This window comes from Chimaeribacter sp. YP20170169, from assembly GCF_056739715.1.
In genome coordinates this window covers 3,628,572-3,644,019 of sequence record NZ_CP176824.1, presented here as the reverse complement: position 1 = coordinate 3,644,019, position 15,448 = coordinate 3,628,572, and the positions used below count along the sequence as shown (strand labels likewise).

At 63.4% G+C, this 15,448-nt stretch carries 14 protein-coding genes and 1 pseudogene; 12 read left to right on the top strand and 3 right to left on the bottom strand.

Features of this window, described 5'->3' with window-relative positions:
- The first annotated feature begins 2 nt into the window (after positions 1 to 2).
- The 10 genes and pseudogenes from livH to ACK3SD_RS16530 all read left to right on the top strand — a co-directional run bounded on the left by livH (position 3) and on the right by ACK3SD_RS16530 (position 9,891).
- Positions 3 to 929: a high-affinity branched-chain amino acid ABC transporter permease LivH gene (gene livH, locus ACK3SD_RS16575; RefSeq protein ID WP_137764628.1), complete on the top strand. Its 927-nt coding sequence runs from the start codon at positions 3 to 5 to the stop codon at positions 927 to 929.
- A complete protein-coding gene (locus ACK3SD_RS16570) occupies positions 926 to 2,227 on the top strand; it encodes a high-affinity branched-chain amino acid ABC transporter permease LivM (protein WP_481126205.1) in 1,302 nt (433 codons plus the stop codon). Before livH ends, ACK3SD_RS16570 begins: the two co-directional genes overlap by 4 nt.
- The gene (livG, locus tag ACK3SD_RS16565) at positions 2,224 to 2,994 is read left to right on the top strand and encodes a high-affinity branched-chain amino acid ABC transporter ATP-binding protein LivG (protein WP_137764626.1); all 771 of its coding nucleotides are present in this window, start codon (positions 2,224 to 2,226) and stop codon (positions 2,992 to 2,994) included. The genes ACK3SD_RS16570 and livG overlap by 4 nt, the downstream gene beginning before the upstream one ends.
- Before the next feature lie 18 nt (positions 2,995 to 3,012).
- Complete coding sequence (gene livF / locus ACK3SD_RS16560; RefSeq protein ID WP_137764625.1) at positions 3,013 to 3,714, top strand: high-affinity branched-chain amino acid ABC transporter ATP-binding protein LivF; 702 nt, start codon at positions 3,013 to 3,015, stop codon at positions 3,712 to 3,714.
- Between the two features lie 238 nt (positions 3,715 to 3,952).
- A complete protein-coding gene (ugpB, locus tag ACK3SD_RS16555; RefSeq protein ID WP_481126204.1) occupies positions 3,953 to 5,287 on the top strand; it encodes a sn-glycerol-3-phosphate ABC transporter substrate-binding protein UgpB in 1,335 nt (444 codons plus the stop codon).
- Positions 5,288 to 5,302: 15 nt separating this feature from the next.
- Positions 5,303 to 6,190: a sn-glycerol-3-phosphate ABC transporter permease UgpA gene (ugpA, locus tag ACK3SD_RS16550; RefSeq protein WP_481126203.1), complete on the top strand. Its 888-nt coding sequence runs from the start codon at positions 5,303 to 5,305 to the stop codon at positions 6,188 to 6,190.
- Complete coding sequence (gene ugpE / locus ACK3SD_RS16545) at positions 6,187 to 7,032, top strand: sn-glycerol-3-phosphate ABC transporter permease UgpE (protein ID WP_481126202.1); 846 nt, start codon at positions 6,187 to 6,189, stop codon at positions 7,030 to 7,032. The genes ugpA and ugpE overlap by 4 nt, the downstream gene beginning before the upstream one ends.
- A gap of 3 nt (positions 7,033 to 7,035) precedes the next feature.
- Positions 7,036 to 8,108, top strand: a pseudogene (locus ACK3SD_RS16540) (sn-glycerol-3-phosphate import ATP-binding protein UgpC).
- Positions 8,108 to 8,851, top strand: coding sequence for a glycerophosphodiester phosphodiesterase (gene ugpQ / locus ACK3SD_RS16535; protein ID WP_481126201.1), 744 nt, complete (start codon positions 8,108 to 8,110; stop codon positions 8,849 to 8,851). The pseudogene ACK3SD_RS16540 and the gene ugpQ overlap by 1 nt, the downstream one beginning before the upstream one ends.
- A gap of 83 nt (positions 8,852 to 8,934) precedes the next feature.
- Positions 8,935 to 9,891, top strand: a complete 957-nt coding sequence (locus tag ACK3SD_RS16530) for an AEC family transporter (protein WP_481126200.1) — start codon at positions 8,935 to 8,937, stop codon at positions 9,889 to 9,891.
- A gap of 6 nt (positions 9,892 to 9,897) precedes the next feature.
- On the opposite strand, the gene ACK3SD_RS16525 is transcribed toward ACK3SD_RS16530, so the two are convergent.
- A complete protein-coding gene (locus ACK3SD_RS16525) occupies positions 9,898 to 10,182 on the bottom strand; it encodes a DUF2756 domain-containing protein (protein WP_481126199.1) in 285 nt (94 codons plus the stop codon).
- Between the two features lie 185 nt (positions 10,183 to 10,367).
- Between ACK3SD_RS16525 and ACK3SD_RS16520 the strand changes: the two genes are divergently transcribed.
- The gene (locus tag ACK3SD_RS16520) at positions 10,368 to 11,267 is read left to right on the top strand and encodes a carboxylate/amino acid/amine transporter (RefSeq protein ID WP_481126198.1); all 900 of its coding nucleotides are present in this window, start codon (positions 10,368 to 10,370) and stop codon (positions 11,265 to 11,267) included.
- Here the strand turns inward: ACK3SD_RS16520 and metR are convergent.
- A complete protein-coding gene (metR, locus tag ACK3SD_RS16515) occupies positions 11,152 to 12,108 on the bottom strand; it encodes an HTH-type transcriptional regulator MetR (protein WP_481126197.1) in 957 nt (318 codons plus the stop codon). The two genes, ACK3SD_RS16520 and metR, sit on opposite strands and share 116 nt — an antisense overlap.
- A 105-nt stretch (positions 12,109 to 12,213) precedes the next feature.
- On the opposite strand from metR, the gene metE reads away from it, so the two are divergent.
- Positions 12,214 to 14,487: a 5-methyltetrahydropteroyltriglutamate--homocysteine S-methyltransferase gene (metE, locus tag ACK3SD_RS16510; RefSeq protein ID WP_481126196.1), complete on the top strand. Its 2,274-nt coding sequence runs from the start codon at positions 12,214 to 12,216 to the stop codon at positions 14,485 to 14,487.
- Between the two features lie 46 nt (positions 14,488 to 14,533).
- Here metE and ACK3SD_RS16505 read toward each other — a convergent pair whose 3' ends face one another.
- Complete coding sequence (locus tag ACK3SD_RS16505; RefSeq protein WP_481126195.1) at positions 14,534 to 15,367, bottom strand: dienelactone hydrolase family protein; 834 nt, start codon at positions 15,365 to 15,367, stop codon at positions 14,534 to 14,536.
- Between the last annotated feature and the right edge of the window lie 81 nt (positions 15,368 to 15,448).

The following is a 15,448-nucleotide window of genomic DNA, read 5'->3' as shown; positions in this document are numbered from 1 at the left end:
GTATGTCAGAGCAGTTTCTCTACTTCTTGCAACAGATGTTCAACGGCGTGACGTTGGGCAGCACCTACGCGCTGATCGCCATCGGCTACACCATGGTCTATGGCATCATCGGCATGATCAACTTCGCCCACGGCGAGGTCTACATGATCGGCAGCTACGTCTCCTTTATCGTGATCGCCGCGTTGATGATGATGGGCATTGATACCGGCTGGCTGCTGATTGGCGCGGGCTTTATCGTCGCCATCGTCATCGCCAGCACCTACGGCTGGGGCATTGAGCGCGTCGCCTACAAACCGGTGCGTAACTCCAAGCGCCTGATCGCGCTGATCTCCGCCATCGGCATGTCGATCTTCCTGCAAAACTACGTCAGTCTGACGCAAGGCTCGCGGGATCTGGCGCTGCCTAGCATCGTCACCGGCAAGTGGACGCTGGGCGAGAGCAATGGCTTTGCCGCTACCATCAGCGCGATGCAGATCATCATCTGGGTGGTGACCTTCCTCGCCATGCTGGCGCTGACGCTGTTCATCCGCTACTCGCGCATGGGGCGCGCCTGCCGTGCCTGCGCCGAGGATTTGAAGATGGCCAGCCTGCTGGGCATCAGCACCGACCGCGTCATCTCGCTCACCTTCGTGATTGGCGCAGCAATGGCGGCGGTGGCCGGCGTGCTGCTCGGCCAGTTCTATGGCGTGATTAATCCCTATATCGGTTTTATGGCTGGCATGAAGGCCTTCACCGCCGCGGTACTCGGCGGCATCGGCAGCATCCCTGGCGCGATGATTGGCGGGCTGATCCTTGGCATCGCCGAGGCGCTCACCTCCGCCTACCTGAGCACGGAGTACAAGGATGTGGTCTCCTTTGCGCTGTTGATTGTGGTGCTGCTGGTGATGCCAACCGGCATCCTTGGCCGCCCGGAGGTTGAGAAAGTATGAAGAACCTCAATCTGGTCAATGCGCTGGTCTCCACGCTGGCGCTGCTGGTGATGGCTTCGCTGCTGATGGGGCTGCAACTGAGCCTCGATGGCACGCGGCTGGTGGTCAATGGCGCGTCGGACGTGCGCTGGGAGTGGATCGGCATCGGCTGCGCCGTGGTGTTCCTGTTCCAGCTGTTCCGCCCGCTGCTGAGCCGTGGCATGAAGCGCGGCAACGCGCCCGGCTTTGTGCTGCCAAGCTTTGATGGCTCTACGCCGAAACAGAAAGCGCTGGCGCTGCTGCTGCTGCTGGCGACCATCGCCTGGCCGTTTTTGGTGTCACGCGGCACGGTGGACATCGCCACCCTGACGCTGATCTACGTGATGCTCGGGCTGGGCCTTAACGTGGTGGTCGGCCTGTCGGGCCTGCTGGTGCTCGGCTATGGCGGCTTCTACGCCATCGGGGCCTACACCTATGCGCTGCTGAACCACTACTACGGGCTGGGCTTCTGGCAGAGCCTGCCGCTGGCGGGGCTGATCAGCGCCGGTTTCGGCTTCCTGCTCGGCTTCCCGGTGCTGCGGCTGCGCGGCGACTATCTGGCGATCGTCACCCTCGGCTTCGGCGAGATCGTGCGCATCCTGCTGCTGAACAACACCGAGATCACCGGCGGGCCGAACGGCATCAGCCAGATCCCGAAACCGACGCTGTTTGGGCTGGAGTTCAGCCGCACGGCGCGCGACGGCGGCTGGGACACTTTCAGCAACTTCTTCGGCCTGCGCTATGACCCCAGCGATCGCATCATCTTCCTCTACATGGTGGCGCTGCTGCTGGTGGTGCTGACGCTGTTTGTCATCAACCGCCTGCTGCGGATGCCGCTGGGGCGCGCGTGGGAAGCGCTGCGTGAGGATGAGATCGCCTGCCGCTCGCTCGGGCTTAGCCCGACGCGCATCAAGCTGACCGCCTTCACCATCAGCGCCGCCTTCGCGGGCTTCGCGGGCACGCTGTTTGCGGCGCGGCAGGGCTTCGTCAGCCCGGAGTCCTTCACCTTCGCCGAGTCGGCCTTTGTGCTGGCGATTGTGGTGCTGGGCGGCATGGGCTCGCAGTTTGCGGTGATTCTGGCGGCCATCCTGCTGGTGGTGTCACGCGAGCTGATGCGCGATTTGAATGAGTACAGCATGTTGGTGCTGGGTGCCTTGATGGTGCTGATGATGATCTGGCGGCCACAGGGGCTGCTGCCGATGAAACGGCCACAGTTGAAGATGAAGGCGACGGCGCTGCAACAGGCGGCGCAGGCCGGTGAAAAGGGAGAGCGGGCATGAGCGGCCAACCTTTACTGCAAGTGGATGGGCTGATGATGCGTTTTGGCGGCCTGTTGGCGGTCAACAACGTGGCGCTGACCCTCAATCAGGGCGAGATCGTGTCATTGATCGGGCCGAACGGCGCGGGCAAAACCACGGTGTTCAACTGCCTGACCGGCTTCTACCGCCCGACCGGCGGCACCATCCGGCTGCGCGACCAGCAACTAGCGGGGCTGCCGGGGCAGAAGATCGCCCGCATGGGCATCGTGCGCACCTTCCAGCATGTGCGGCTGTTCCGTGAGATGACGGTGATTGAGAACCTGCTGGTGGCACAGCACCAGCACCTGAAGAGTGGCGTGCTGGCCGGGCTGTTGAAGACCCCCAGCTTCCGCCGTGCCGAGGCCGAGGCGCAGGAGCGCGCCGCCGTCTGGCTGGAGCGCGTCGGCCTGCTGGATCTGGCGAACCGCCAGGCTGGCAATCTGGCCTACGGCCAGCAGCGGCGGCTAGAGATCGCCCGCTGCATGGTGACGCGGCCAGAGGTGCTGATGCTGGATGAACCCGCCGCTGGCCTCAACCCCAAAGAGACCGACGAGCTGGATGAGCTGATCGCCGAGCTGCGCAACCACCACAACGTCTCCGTGCTACTGATTGAGCACGACATGAAGCTGGTGATGGGCATCTCCGACCGCATCTACGTGGTCAACCAAGGGACGCCGCTGGCGCAGGGCACCCCGGCTGAGGTGCGCAACAACCCGGATGTGATCCGGGCCTATCTGGGCGAAGCCTAAGGGCGAGGAAGAGAGAACATGCTGTCGTTAAACCAAGTTTCCGCCCACTACGGCAAGATTCAGGCACTGCACAACGTCAGCCTGCATATTGAGAAGGGTGAGATCGTCACGCTGATTGGCGCGAACGGCGCCGGCAAAACCACACTGCTCGGCACATTGTGCGGCGAGCCACGCGCCAGCACCGGCCGCATCCTGTTTGAGGGCAAGGACATCACTGATTGGCAGACCGCGCAGATCATGCGCGAGGCCATCGCCATCGTGCCGGAGGGGCGGCGCGTCTTCTCCCGCATGACGGTGGAGGAGAACCTGGCGATGGGCGGCTTTTTTGTCGCCCGTGAGCACTACCGCGAGCGGCTGGCGCGCGTCTACGCGCTCTTTCCGCGCTTACAGGAGCGGCAGGCGCAGCGCGCTGGCACCATGTCCGGCGGCGAGCAGCAGATGCTGGCGATTGGCCGCGCGCTGATGAGCCAGCCGAAGCTGCTGCTGCTAGATGAGCCGTCGCTGGGGCTGGCACCGATCATCATCCAGCAGATCTTTGACACCATCCAGCAACTGCGCGAGGAGGGGATGACCATCTTCCTGGTGGAGCAGAACGCCAATCAGGCGCTGAAGCTGGCCGATCGCGGCTATGTGCTGGAGAACGGCCACGTGGTGCTCGAAGATAGCGGCGACGCACTGCTGGCCAATGAGGCGGTGCGCAGCGCTTACCTCGGCGGCTAACTGCACGCCATTCACCGGGGGCTACTGGCCCCCTTTTTTCTGCCCTCCCGTCACGCCCTTTTCCCGCCGCGCTGCCATCTAACCGTCACCCGCACTTCACTCGTCTGTCACTTTATCGTCATTTATTGGTTATTTTTCTGTCATTTTACCGTGTCATGTTAGCTCCGGTTAAAAAAATATGTCAGCGCATGAGGGGCTTAGCGCGCCCAGCGCACACCGACCTTTTCAGGAGACAGGCATGTTCATTTCCCTCACGTTTTCCCGCCGTATCAAAACCGCCGCCCTTGCCACCGCCGTGTCACTGGCTTGTAGCGCCAACGCGCTGGCCGTTACCACCATCCCATTCTGGCACTCCATGGAGGGCGAATTGGGCGTGGAGGTGGACTCGCTGGCAGACCGCTTCAACCAGTCCCACCCCGAGGTGAAGATCGTCCCGGTCTACAAGGGGAACTATGAGCAGAGCCTGGCGGCCGGCATCGCTGCGTTCCGCTCCGGCAACGCGCCCGCCATCCTCCAGGTGTATGAGGTCGGCACCGCCACCATGATGGCCAGCAAGGCGATTAAACCGGTATACCAGGTCTTCAGTGACGCTGGCGTGCCCTTCGATGAGACAGTGTTCGTGCCGACCGTCTCCGGCTACTACACCGACGCCAAGAGCGGCCACCTGCTCTCCCAGCCGTTCAACAGCTCCACCCCGGTGCTCTACTACAACAAAGATGCCTTCAAAAAAGCCGGGCTGGACCCGGAGCAGCCGCCGAAAACCTGGCAGCAACTGGCTGAGTACACCGCCAAACTGCGCGCCGCCGGTATGCAGTGCGGTTACGCCAGCGGCTGGCAGGGCTGGATCCAGATTGAGAACTTCAGCGCCTGGCACGGCCTGCCGGTGGCCTCCAAGAACAATGGCTTCGACGGCACCGACGCCGTGCTGGAGTTCAACAAGCCGGAGCAGGTCAAGCACATCCAGATGCTGGCTGACCTGAACAAATCGGGCGGCTTCACCTATTACGGCCGCAAGGATGAGCCCACCGCCAAGTTCTACAACGGCGACTGCGCCATCACCACCGCCTCCTCTGGCTCGCTGGCGGACATCCGCCACTACGCCAAATTTAACTACGGCGTCGGCATGATGCCGTATGACGCCGACGTCAAGGGCGCGCCGCAGAATGCCATCATTGGCGGGGCCAGCCTGTGGGTGATGAATGGCAAGGATGACGCCACTTACAAGGGCGTGGCGCAGTTCATGCAGTTCCTGACCCAGCCAGAGATCGCCGCCGAGTGGCACCAGAAGACCGGCTACCTGCCGATCACCACCGCTGCCTACGATCTGACCCGCCAGCAGGGCTTCTATGACAAGAACCCCGGCGCGGACATCGCCACCCGCCAGATGCTGAACAAGCCGCCGTTGCCGTTCACCCGTGGCCTGCGTCTCGGCAACATGCCGCAGATCCGCACCATCGTGGATGAGGAGCTGGAGAGCGTCTGGACCGGCAAGAAAACCTCGCAGCAGGCACTGGATAGCGCCGTGCAGCGTGGCAACGTGCTGTTGCGTCGCTTTGAAGCCTCCACCAAGTAACGCAAGGAGAGGCTGATGGCGCCGTCCCGTCCCGGCTTTAGCTGTAGCTGGCTGCCCTATGTGCTGGTACTGCCGCAACTGCTGATCACCGCGGTATTTTTCCTCTGGCCGGCGGGGGAGGCGCTTTGGTACTCGGTACAGCGCCTCGATCCGTTTGGCCTCTCCAGCGAGTTTGTCGGGCTGGAGAACTTCAGCGCGCTGTGGCAGGACGACACCTACCTCGCCTCCTTCTCCACCACCCTGATCTTCAGCGGGCTGGTGGCGGTGAGTGGGCTGGTGGTGTCGCTGCTGCTGGCGGCGATGGTGGATCGCGTGGTGCGGGGGCGGCGTCTCTACCAGACGCTGTTCATCCTGCCCTACGCCGTGGCGCCAGCGGTGGCGGCGGTGCTCTGGATGTTCCTGTTCAACCCCGGCATGGGGTTGATTGAGCATCTGCTGCGCACCTGGGGCTACGACTGGAACCACGCCCAGCACAGTGGGCAGGCGATGTTTTTGGTGGTGCTGGCCTCGGTCTGGAAGCAGGTGAGCTACAACTTCCTCTTCTTCCTGGCGGCGCTGCAATCCATCCCGCGCTCGCTGGTGGAGGCGGCGGCGATTGATGGCGCAGGCCCGGTGCGGCGCTTCTTCAATCTGGTGCTGCCGTTGATCTCGCCGGTCAGCTTCTTCCTGCTGGTGGTGAATTTGGTCTACGCCTTCTTCGACACCTTCCCGGTGATTGACGCCGCCACCGGCGGTGGCCCGGTGCAGGCGACCACCACGCTCATCTACAAGATCTACCGCGAAGGCTTCGCCGGGTTGGATCTGGCTAGCTCCGCCGCGCAATCCGTGGTGCTGATGCTGCTGGTGATTGGCCTGACCATCCTTCAGTTCCGCTTTGTTGAGCGTAAGGTGCGTTACCAATGATCGAAAACCGCAAGGGGCTGGATCTCTTCTGCCATGTGATGCTGGCGCTCGGCGTGCTGGTGGTGCTGTTCCCGCTCTATGTGGCCTTTGTCGCCGCCACGCTGGATGACAGCGCGGTGTTCCAGGTGCCGATGACGCTGCTGCCCGGCAGCCACCTGTGGGAGAACGTCAGCACCATCTGGCAGCAGGGCGTCAGCCGCCACAGCGCGCCCTTTAGCCTGATGCTGCTCAACAGCGTGATCATGGCGCTGGCGATTACCCTCGGCAAGATTGGCGTCTCGATCCTGTCGGCCTACGCCATCGTCTATTTCCGCTTTCCGCTGCGCAACCTGTTCTTCTGGGTGATCTTCCTCACCCTGATGCTGCCGGTGGAGGTGCGGATCTTCCCAACCGTTGAGGTGATGGCCGGGCTGCACCTGATGGACAGCTACACCGGCCTGACGCTGCCGCTGATGGCCTCGGCGACCGCCACCTTCCTGTTCCGCCAGTTCTTTATGACCCTGCCGGATGAGTTGCTGGAGGCGGCGCGCATTGATGGCGCCGGGCCGATGCGCTTCTTCTGGGACGTGGTGCTGCCGCTGTCGAAAACCAATCTGGCGGCGCTGTTTGTCATCACCTTTATCTACGGCTGGAACCAATATTTGTGGCCGATTCTGATTACCAATGATGCCTCGATGGGCACCGCCGTGGCTGGCATCAAAAGCATGATTGCCAGCGGCGAGGGCACCACCCAGTGGAACCGGGTGATGGCGGCGATGCTGCTGACCCTGCTGCCGCCGCTGCTGGTGGTATTGGGCATGCAGCGCTGGTTTGTGCGCGGTCTGGTTGACAGTGAGAAGTGAGTTATGGCGAATCTGAAATTGCAGGCCGTCAGCAAGAGTTATGACGGCAAGACGCCGGTGATCCGGCAGATTGACCTGGATGTCGCCGACGGCGAGTTCATCGTGATGGTTGGCCCCTCCGGCTGTGGCAAATCGACCCTGCTGCGCATGGTGGCGGGGCTGGAGCGCACCAGCGGCGGCGACATCTACATCGGCAACCGGCGGGTGACCGACCTGGAGCCGAAGGATCGCGGCATCGCGATGGTATTCCAGAACTATGCGCTCTACCCGCACATGAGCGTGTTTGACAACATGGCCTATGGCCTGAAGATCCGGGGGTTTGGCAAGGCGCAGATCGCCGAGCGGGTGGAGGAGGCAGCGCGCATCCTGGAGTTGCAGCCGCTGCTCAAACGCAAACCGCGCGAGCTGTCGGGCGGCCAGCGCCAGCGGGTGGCGATGGGGCGCGCCATCGTGCGTGAGCCAGCGGTGTTCCTGTTCGATGAGCCGCTCTCCAACCTCGACGCCAAGCTGCGGGTGCAGATGCGGCTGGAGCTGCAACAGCTGCACCGCCGCCTGCGTACCACCAGCCTCTACGTCACCCACGATCAGGTGGAGGCGATGACGCTGGCACAGCGGGTGATTGTGATGAACAGAGGGGTGGCCGAGCAGATTGGCACGCCGGAGGAGATCTACCAGCGGCCCGCGACGCGTTTTGTCGCGGGCTTTATGGGTTCGCCAGCGATGAACCTGCTGGCGGGCACCGTCGATGCCGAGGGCGCGCGCTGCGGCTGGCGGATGGCACGCTGCTGCCGCTGCCCGTGCCGCGTCCGGCGTGGCAGGGGCGGGAGTTGACCGTTGGCATCCGGCCGGAGCATATTCAGTGGGTGGAGCCGGGCGCGCGGGGCATCCCGCTGACGGTGCTGACCCTCGAGCGGCTGGGCGCAGATAACCTGGCGCATGGCCGCTGGGGCGATCAGGGCGTGGTGGTACGCCTCTCCCATGAGCACTGCCCGGCGGTCGGCTCCCAGCTCAATCTGGTGCTGCCGCCCACGGCGCTGCACGTTTTTGACACGGCTGACGGAGTACGGATGGAGTGATGGAGACAACAGACTGGCCCTACCCACGCATTGTCGCGCACCGCGGCGGCGGCTCGCTGGCACCGGAAAACACGCTGGCGGCGATTGATACCGGCGCGCGCCACGGCCACACCATGATCGAGTTTGACGCCAAGCTGGCGCAGGATGGGAAGATCTTCCTGCTGCATGATGACACCCTGGATCGCACCAGCAATGGCTGGGGCGTGGCGGGCAACCTGCCGTGGAAACAGCTGGTGACGCTTGACGCTGGCAGTTGGTACAGCAGCGCTTTCCGCGATGAGCGGCTGCCGCTGCTCTCCGAGGTGGCGGCGCGCTGCGCGCAGCACGGGCTGATGGCGAACATTGAGATCAAGCCGACCACCGGCACCGACGAGGAGAGCGGCAAGGTGATTGCCTCCGCCGCCCGGCTGCTGTGGCAGGGGCAGACACCGCCGCTGCTCTCCTCCTTCTCGGTGGTGGCGCTGGCGGCGGCGCAACAGGCCGCGCCGGAGCTGCCGCGCGGGCTGTTGCTGGAGGCCTGGGATGAGGAGTGGCGCGCGCTGACCCAGCAATTGGGCTGCGTGTCGCTGCACATTGACCATCAGGCGCTGACCGCGGAGCGGGTGGCGCAGATCAAGGCCGCCGGTTTGCGTATTCTGGTCTATACCGTCAATAGCCCGGAGCGCGCGCGATTGTTGCTCAACTGGGGCGTTGACTGCATCTGCACCGACCGGATAGATTTACTCGGCGCGGACTTCTCTTAGCAGGCTTATTATCTGCCGGGCGGGCCGCTGACCCTGTTGCCCGGCGGCAATCTACGGCGCCGGCTGTTGATGCAAGGAGCGCTATGCCTGCCTTTATCCTCTCCCTCTGGCACCAAATCCTGCTGTCGGTGCCGCTGTTTATCCTGATTGTGCTGGGCTACGGTCTGATCCGCTGGGGCAAGTGGCCGTCGTCACTGACCGATGGCCTGACGCGGCTGGTCTTCTCCGTGGCGCTGCCCGCCATGCTGTTCCGCATGATGTGTGACTTCAGCCAGCGGCCCGTGGTGGACGCCCGGCTGCTGATCGCCTTCTTCGGCAGCTGCCTGATTGTGTTCGTGTTGGGCCGCCTGCTGGCGCGCCACCTGTTCCGGCTGGATGGGGTGGCTGGCTCGGTGTTTGCGTTAGGCGGCATCTTCTCCAATAACGTGATGCTGGGCCTGCCAATTGCCACCGTGATGCTCGGCGAGGCGGCGGTGCCCTCGGTGGCGCTGGTGCTGGTGTTCAACGGGCTGATCCTCTGGACGTTGGTCACGGTGTCCGTGGAGTGGGCGCGCAATGGCTCGCTGACGCTCAAGGGCTTCACCAAGACCGCCCGCAGCGTGCTGACCAACCCGTTGATCATCGGCATCCTCAGCGGCACGATATTTAGCCTGACCGGCCTGCCGCTGCCTGAGATGATCGACAAACCGGTGTCGATGCTGGGGCAGATGGCCTCGCCGCTGGCGCTGGTGGTGCTGGGCATGGGGCTAGCGGAGTACCGCATCCGCGATGGCTGGCGGCTAAGCAGCGCCATCTGCGTGATGAAGCTGCTGGTGCAGCCGCTGGTGATCTGGTTGCTGGCGTTGGCGCTGCATCTGCCGGAGATGGAGACGCGCGTGGTGGTGCTGCTCGGCTCGATGGCCGTGGGGGTGAATGTCTATCTGGTGTCGCGCCAGTTCAATACGCTGGGCGGCCCAGCGGCGGCCAGCCTGGTGATGTCCACCGCGCTGTCGGGCATCACCACGCCGCTGATTCTGACGCTGCTGGGCGTGCGAATCTAAATCAGGTCAGCGGTTGCCCGGCTGGCTCTGCTGGACGCGCTGCCGGTCAGTCTGCATCTGGCTGCGCAACTGCTGGTTCTGCTGCTGGGTGGCGCTGCGGCGATCCAGCTCCAACTGCCGCTGCTGAACCCGCTGGTTGGTCTGCATCCGCTGCTGGGTGCTGCGTTGCGCCGGGTTGTCCAGCATCCGTTGCTGGGTCTGCTGTGGTGTCAGCGCGCGGGAGTCCGCTGCCGCATGGCCAGCCATCAGGCCGAGCGCCAGCAAGCAGGCGAGTGGGGTCAGGGTTTTCATTGTCTCCTCCGTTGCCCGGAACGGGCTTTTGGCTTCCTCATCCTTAAGTTTACGCCAGCCTGGCCGGGGAGGCGGTAAATCCCTGTCTGTTTGTGTAAATAATAAACAGACGTCAACCACCTTTGCTGAATTTTTCTCCTGCTGTTCCGTTACAATTCCCTTTTCCCTTTAAAGCGACGATCACTGTGTTTTTACTGATTATCACCACCATTTTATGGGCGTTCTCCTTTAGCCTGATTGGCGAGTACCTGGCCGGTCAGGTGGACAGTGTCTTCTCGGTACTGGTGCGGCTGGTGCTGGCGACGCTGGTGTTCCTGCCGTTCCTGCGCTGGCGCGGCTATAAGGTGACGACCCTGCTGCTCTATATGGCAGTCGGGGCGATGCAGCTTGGCATCATGTACCTGATCAGCTTTCAGGCGTACCTCTACCTGACGGTGCCGGAGTTCCTGCTGTTTACCGTGATGACGCCGCTCTACGTGACGCTGATCTATGACCTGATCAGCGGCCGCGGCGTGCGCATCGGCTACGCCCTCAGCGCGCTGCTGGCGGTGGCGGGCGCGGCCATCATCCGCTATGACCACATCAGCGAGCACTTTGTGATTGGCCTGCTGCTGGTACAGGCGGCCAACCTCTGCTTCGCCATCGGGCAGGTGGGCTACAAACGGCTGATGGAGACGCGCCCGATGCCGCAGCACAGCGCTTTCTCCTGGTTCTATCTGGGGGCGGTGCTCTGCGCGGTGGTGGCCTGGGTGCTGTTCGGCAACCCGAATAAGCTGCCGACCACCACCCTACAGTGGGGCGTGCTGGTGTGGCTGGGCGTGGGTGCCTCCGCACTCGGCTACTTCATGTGGAACGTTGGGGCGACGCAGGTGGATGCGGGAACGCTGGGGATCATGAACAACTTCCACGTCCCGGCCGGGCTGCTGGTTAACCTGGCGATCTGGCAACAGCAGCCCCACTGGCCGAGCTTTATTCTGGGTGCTGCAGTGATAATGGCATCGCTTTGGGTGCACCGGCGCTGGGTCGTGCAGCGTCCTTTACAAACGGCAGGTGATCGCACGCGTGCTGGCGCGCCGAACGAATAAAGTCCTCCGTCACCGGTTGGCGCTGCTCGCCCTCGCGCACGGCGGCGTACAACCGGCTCCATAACCCCTCGCCCAGGGTCTTGGTCACCACCAGCCCCTGGCGCTCAAAACTCTCCACCACCCAGTGCGGCAGCGCGGCAATGCCCATGCGTGCCGCCACCATCTGGATCAGCAGCAGGGTATTGTCCACGCTCTTTAGCGCCGGGCTGACACCGGCCGGTTGCAGGAAGTGCCGCCAGATATCCAGCCGCTGGCGTTGCACCGGGTAGATCATCAGCGTCTCATCGCCCAGATCCTCCGGCTCAATCTGCGCCTTGCGCGCCAGCGGATGATCCGGGGCCAGCACCAGCCGCACCTCGAAATCAAACATCGGCGAGTAGTGCAGGCCGCTGCGCGGCAAGATGTCTGAGGTCAGCACCACGTCCAGTTCGCCCTGTTGCAGCGCCGGCTGCGGGTCAAAGGTGACGCCCGACTTGAAGTCCATGATCACCTGCGGGAAGCGCTGGCGGAAGTTATCGAGCGCTGGCGTCAGCCACTGGATGCAGCTATGGCACTCAATGGCGATGCGCAGCGTGGTCTGCTGTGGCTCATGACACGCCTGAAGCGCCTGCTGGATCTGCGGCAGCACCTGCTCGGCCAGTTGCAGCAAAATCTCCCCCTGTGGGGTAAAGCGCAGCGGCTGGCTCTTACGGACAAACAGGCGAAAGCCGAGCCGTTGCTCCAGATCGCTGAACTGGTGCGACAACGCGGACTGTGTCTGGTGGAGCTGGGCAGCGGCAGCGGCCAGAGAGCCGGTATTGCGCAGCGCTTGCAGCGTCCGTAAGTGTTTGAGTTCGATCATGAGAGTCCTTCACAGTGACAGTGAACATTTTGCGCTTGTGGATCATACAGTACCTGCGGAATATGGATGTGTAAACATCTGGACGGCTAAATGAGGGTTTTGACCATGGCAATTCTGAACCATACTCTGGGTTTTCCGCGCGTAGGGCTGCATCGTGAGCTGAAAAAAGCCCAGGAGAGTTACTGGGCAGGCGAGATGACGCAGGAGGCGCTGCTGGCGGTAGGGCGTGAATTGCGCGCCCGCCATTGGCAACAGCAGCGTGACGCCGGGGTGGATCTGCTGCCAGTCGGCGACTTCGCATGGTATGACCATGTGCTAGCCACCAGCCTGCTGCTCGGCAATGTGCCGCCGCGCCACCAAAATGCCTCCGGCACGGTGGATCTGGATACCCTGTTCCGCATTGCCCGTGGTCGCGCGCCAACCGGCGAGCCAGCCGCCGCCGCCGAGATGACCAAATGGTTCAACACCAACTACCACTACATTGTGCCGGAGTTCCATCAGGGCCAGCGCTTCACGCTGGCCTGGCCCCAATTGCTGGATGAGGTGGATGAGGCGCTGGCGCTCGGTCACCGGGTGAAGCCGGTGCTGCTCGGCCCGGTCACCTACCTCTGGCTGGGCAAGGTGAAGGGCGAGCCGTTCGACCGCCTCTCGCTGCTCAATGACCTCCTGCCGGTCTACCAGCAGGTGCTGGCGGAACTGGCAAAACGCGGCATTGAGTGGGTGCAGATTGACGAGCCAGCGCTGGTGCTGGAGCTGCCGCCAGCGTGGCAGGCGGCCTTCAAGCCTGCCTACGCCGCGCTGAATGGTCAGACCAAGCTGCTGTTGACCACCTATTTCGACAGCATCGGCCATCACCTCGACACCATTCGCACGCTGGACGTGCAGGGCCTGCACGTCGATCTGGTAGCGGGCCGCGATGATCCCCACACGTTGGCAGCGGCCCTGCCGGCGGAGTGGGTGCTCTCGCTGGGCGTAATTAATGGCCGCAATGTCTGGCGCGCTGACCTCAGTACCTGGCTCAACCGCCTGCAACCGCTGGCGGCGCAGGCGCGCACCCTGTGGCTGGGTAGCTCCTGCTCCCTGCTGCACAGCCCGATCGACCTGAGCGTCGAGAGCCGTCTGGATGAGGAGGTGAAGAGTTGGTTCGCCTTCGCGCTGCAAAAATGCGCCGAGCTGGCGCTGCTCAGCGACGCCCTGAACCACGGCGACCCGCAGATCCTGAAAAAAATCACCGACTACAGCGCGCCGATCCGCGCTCGCCGCGACTCCGGCCGCGTGCACAATGCGGCCGTCAGTACGCGCCTGACCGCCATCACCGCGCAGGAGTGCGAGCGCCAGCACCCTTATCCGGTGCGGGCCGAGAAGCAGCGCGGCAAATTCCCGCTGCCAGCCTGGCCGACCACCACCATCGGCTCCTTCCCGCAGACCCCCGAGATCCGCGGCCTGCGCTTGGCGTTTAAACAGGGCCGGCTGGATGGCAGCCGCTACCGCACCGGCATCAGTGAACACATCAGGCACGCCATCGCGGAGCAGGAGCGCCTCGGGCTGGACGTGCTGGTGCATGGCGAGGCGGAGCGCAATGACATGGTGGAGTACTTCGGCGAGCATTTGGACGGCTTCGTCTTCACCCAGAATGGCTGGGTGCAGAGCTACGGCTCCCGCTGCGTGAAGCCGCCGGTGATCATCGGGGATGTCAGCCGCCCACAGGCCATCACCGTCGAGTGGGCGAAGTATGCCCAGTCGCTGACCGACAAACCGGTGAAAGGGATGCTGACCGGCCCGGTGACTATTCTCTGCTGGTCTTTCCCGCGGGAAGATGTCAGCCGTGAGGTGATTGCCAGACAGATCGCGCTGGCGCTGCGTGATGAGGTGCAGGAGTTGGAGCAAGCGGGCATTGGCATCATCCAGATTGATGAGCCAGCCCTGCGCGAGGGGCTGCCGCTCCGCCGCAGCGAGTGGCAAGCCTATCTGGAGTGGGCGGTCGGGGCCTTCAAGCTGAACGCCGCCGTTGCCCGCGACGACACGCAGATCCACACCCACATGTGCTACTGCGAGTTCAACGACATCATGGAGGCCATCGCCGCGCTGGATGCCGACGTGATCACCATCGAAACCTCCCGTTCCGATATGGATCTGCTGGAAGCCTTCAAGGCGTTCGACTACCCGAACAGCATCGGCCCCGGCGTCTATGACATCCACTCGCCAAACGTCCCGAGCGTGGAGTGGATCGAGGCGCTGCTACGCAAGGCGGCCGAAAATATCCCGGCGGAGCGTTTGTGGGTCAACCCGGACTGTGGCCTGAAGACCCGCGGCTGGCCGGAGACGCGTCAGGCCCTCGCCAACATGGTGACGGCGGCGCAGCGCCTGCGTACTGAATAGGCCTGATCGGAAAGGGCAAAACAGGGCGCGCCCGCGCCCATAACGCTTACACCACGCCAGCCAGACCACAACGGCGGAACCACGCCAGCATCCGTTGCCAGCCATCGGCAGCCGCTTCCGGGTGGTAGCTGGGACGGTAATCCGCATTGAACGCGTGACCGGCCTCCGGGTAGACCACTATCTCAGCCTCCGCGTTGGCGGCACGCAGCGCCTGACGCATGGTCTCCACCGTCGCTTGGGGAATGCTGTGATCCTGGCCGCCATACAGCCCAAGCACCGGGGCGTTGAGATCGACGGCAATGTCCACCGGATGCTTCGGCTGGTTAAGGGATTTGTCGCCCACCAGCTTGCCATACCACGCCACCGCCGCCTTGAGCTGCGGATTGTGGGCGGCATAGAGCCAGGCAATGCGGCCGCCCCAGCAGAAGCCGGTCACCGCCAGTTGGTTGGCCGCGCCGCCATTGCGGGTCGCCCAGTGGGCAGTGTGATCCAGATCGGCCAGCACCTGCTGGTCTGGCACCTTGCTGACCAACTGGCTAAAGAGTTCATCAATGCTTTGGTACTGCTGCGGATCGCCCTGACGGAAGTAGAGTTCCGGCGCGATCGCCAGATAGCCCTCTTTCGCCAGTCGGCGGCAGAGATCGCGGATGTGCTCATGCACGCCGAAAATCTCCTGCACCACCAGAACCACCGGCAATGGGCCAGCGGCGGCGGCCGGGCGCGCCATGTAGGCTGGCATACTCTCACCCTGCGTCGGGATGGTGGTTTCGCTGGTGTACAGATCCTGTTCATCCGTATGGCGGGTGGTGGAGGCAATCGGCGCAACGGCGGGGGCAAAACCGTCGCTGGCCTGCGTGTTCAGGGGTTCATCATGTTTCATGGCGGTCTCCGCATCGTCGTAGGGTAGCGCTGTGCAGCATTAACTATAGGAAATAAAACCAGAACGGGCAGGGAGGAGACG

Excerpts from the sequence above, each read along its gene's own strand:
- livH (WP_137764628.1), top strand. The coding sequence starts at position 3 with ATGTCAGAGCAGTTTCTCTACTTCTTGCAACAGATGTTCAACGGCGTG.
- ACK3SD_RS16570 (WP_481126205.1), top strand. The coding sequence starts at position 926 with ATGAAGAACCTCAATCTGGTCAATGCGCTGGTCTCCACGCTGGCGCTG.
- livG (WP_137764626.1), top strand. The coding sequence starts at position 2,224 with ATGAGCGGCCAACCTTTACTGCAAGTGGATGGGCTGATGATGCGTTTT.
- livF (WP_137764625.1), top strand. The coding sequence starts at position 3,013 with ATGCTGTCGTTAAACCAAGTTTCCGCCCACTACGGCAAGATTCAGGCA.
- ugpB (WP_481126204.1), top strand. The coding sequence starts at position 3,953 with ATGTTCATTTCCCTCACGTTTTCCCGCCGTATCAAAACCGCCGCCCTT.
- ugpA (WP_481126203.1), top strand. The coding sequence starts at position 5,303 with ATGGCGCCGTCCCGTCCCGGCTTTAGCTGTAGCTGGCTGCCCTATGTG.
- ugpE (WP_481126202.1), top strand. The coding sequence starts at position 6,187 with ATGATCGAAAACCGCAAGGGGCTGGATCTCTTCTGCCATGTGATGCTG.
- ugpQ (WP_481126201.1), top strand. The coding sequence starts at position 8,108 with ATGGAGACAACAGACTGGCCCTACCCACGCATTGTCGCGCACCGCGGC.
- ACK3SD_RS16530 (WP_481126200.1), top strand. The coding sequence starts at position 8,935 with ATGCCTGCCTTTATCCTCTCCCTCTGGCACCAAATCCTGCTGTCGGTG.
- ACK3SD_RS16525 (WP_481126199.1), bottom strand. The coding sequence starts at position 10,182 with ATGAAAACCCTGACCCCACTCGCCTGCTTGCTGGCGCTCGGCCTGATG.
- metR (WP_481126197.1), bottom strand. The coding sequence starts at position 12,108 with ATGATCGAACTCAAACACTTACGGACGCTGCAAGCGCTGCGCAATACC.
- metE (WP_481126196.1), top strand. The coding sequence starts at position 12,214 with ATGGCAATTCTGAACCATACTCTGGGTTTTCCGCGCGTAGGGCTGCAT.
- ACK3SD_RS16505 (WP_481126195.1), bottom strand. The coding sequence starts at position 15,367 with ATGAAACATGATGAACCCCTGAACACGCAGGCCAGCGACGGTTTTGCC.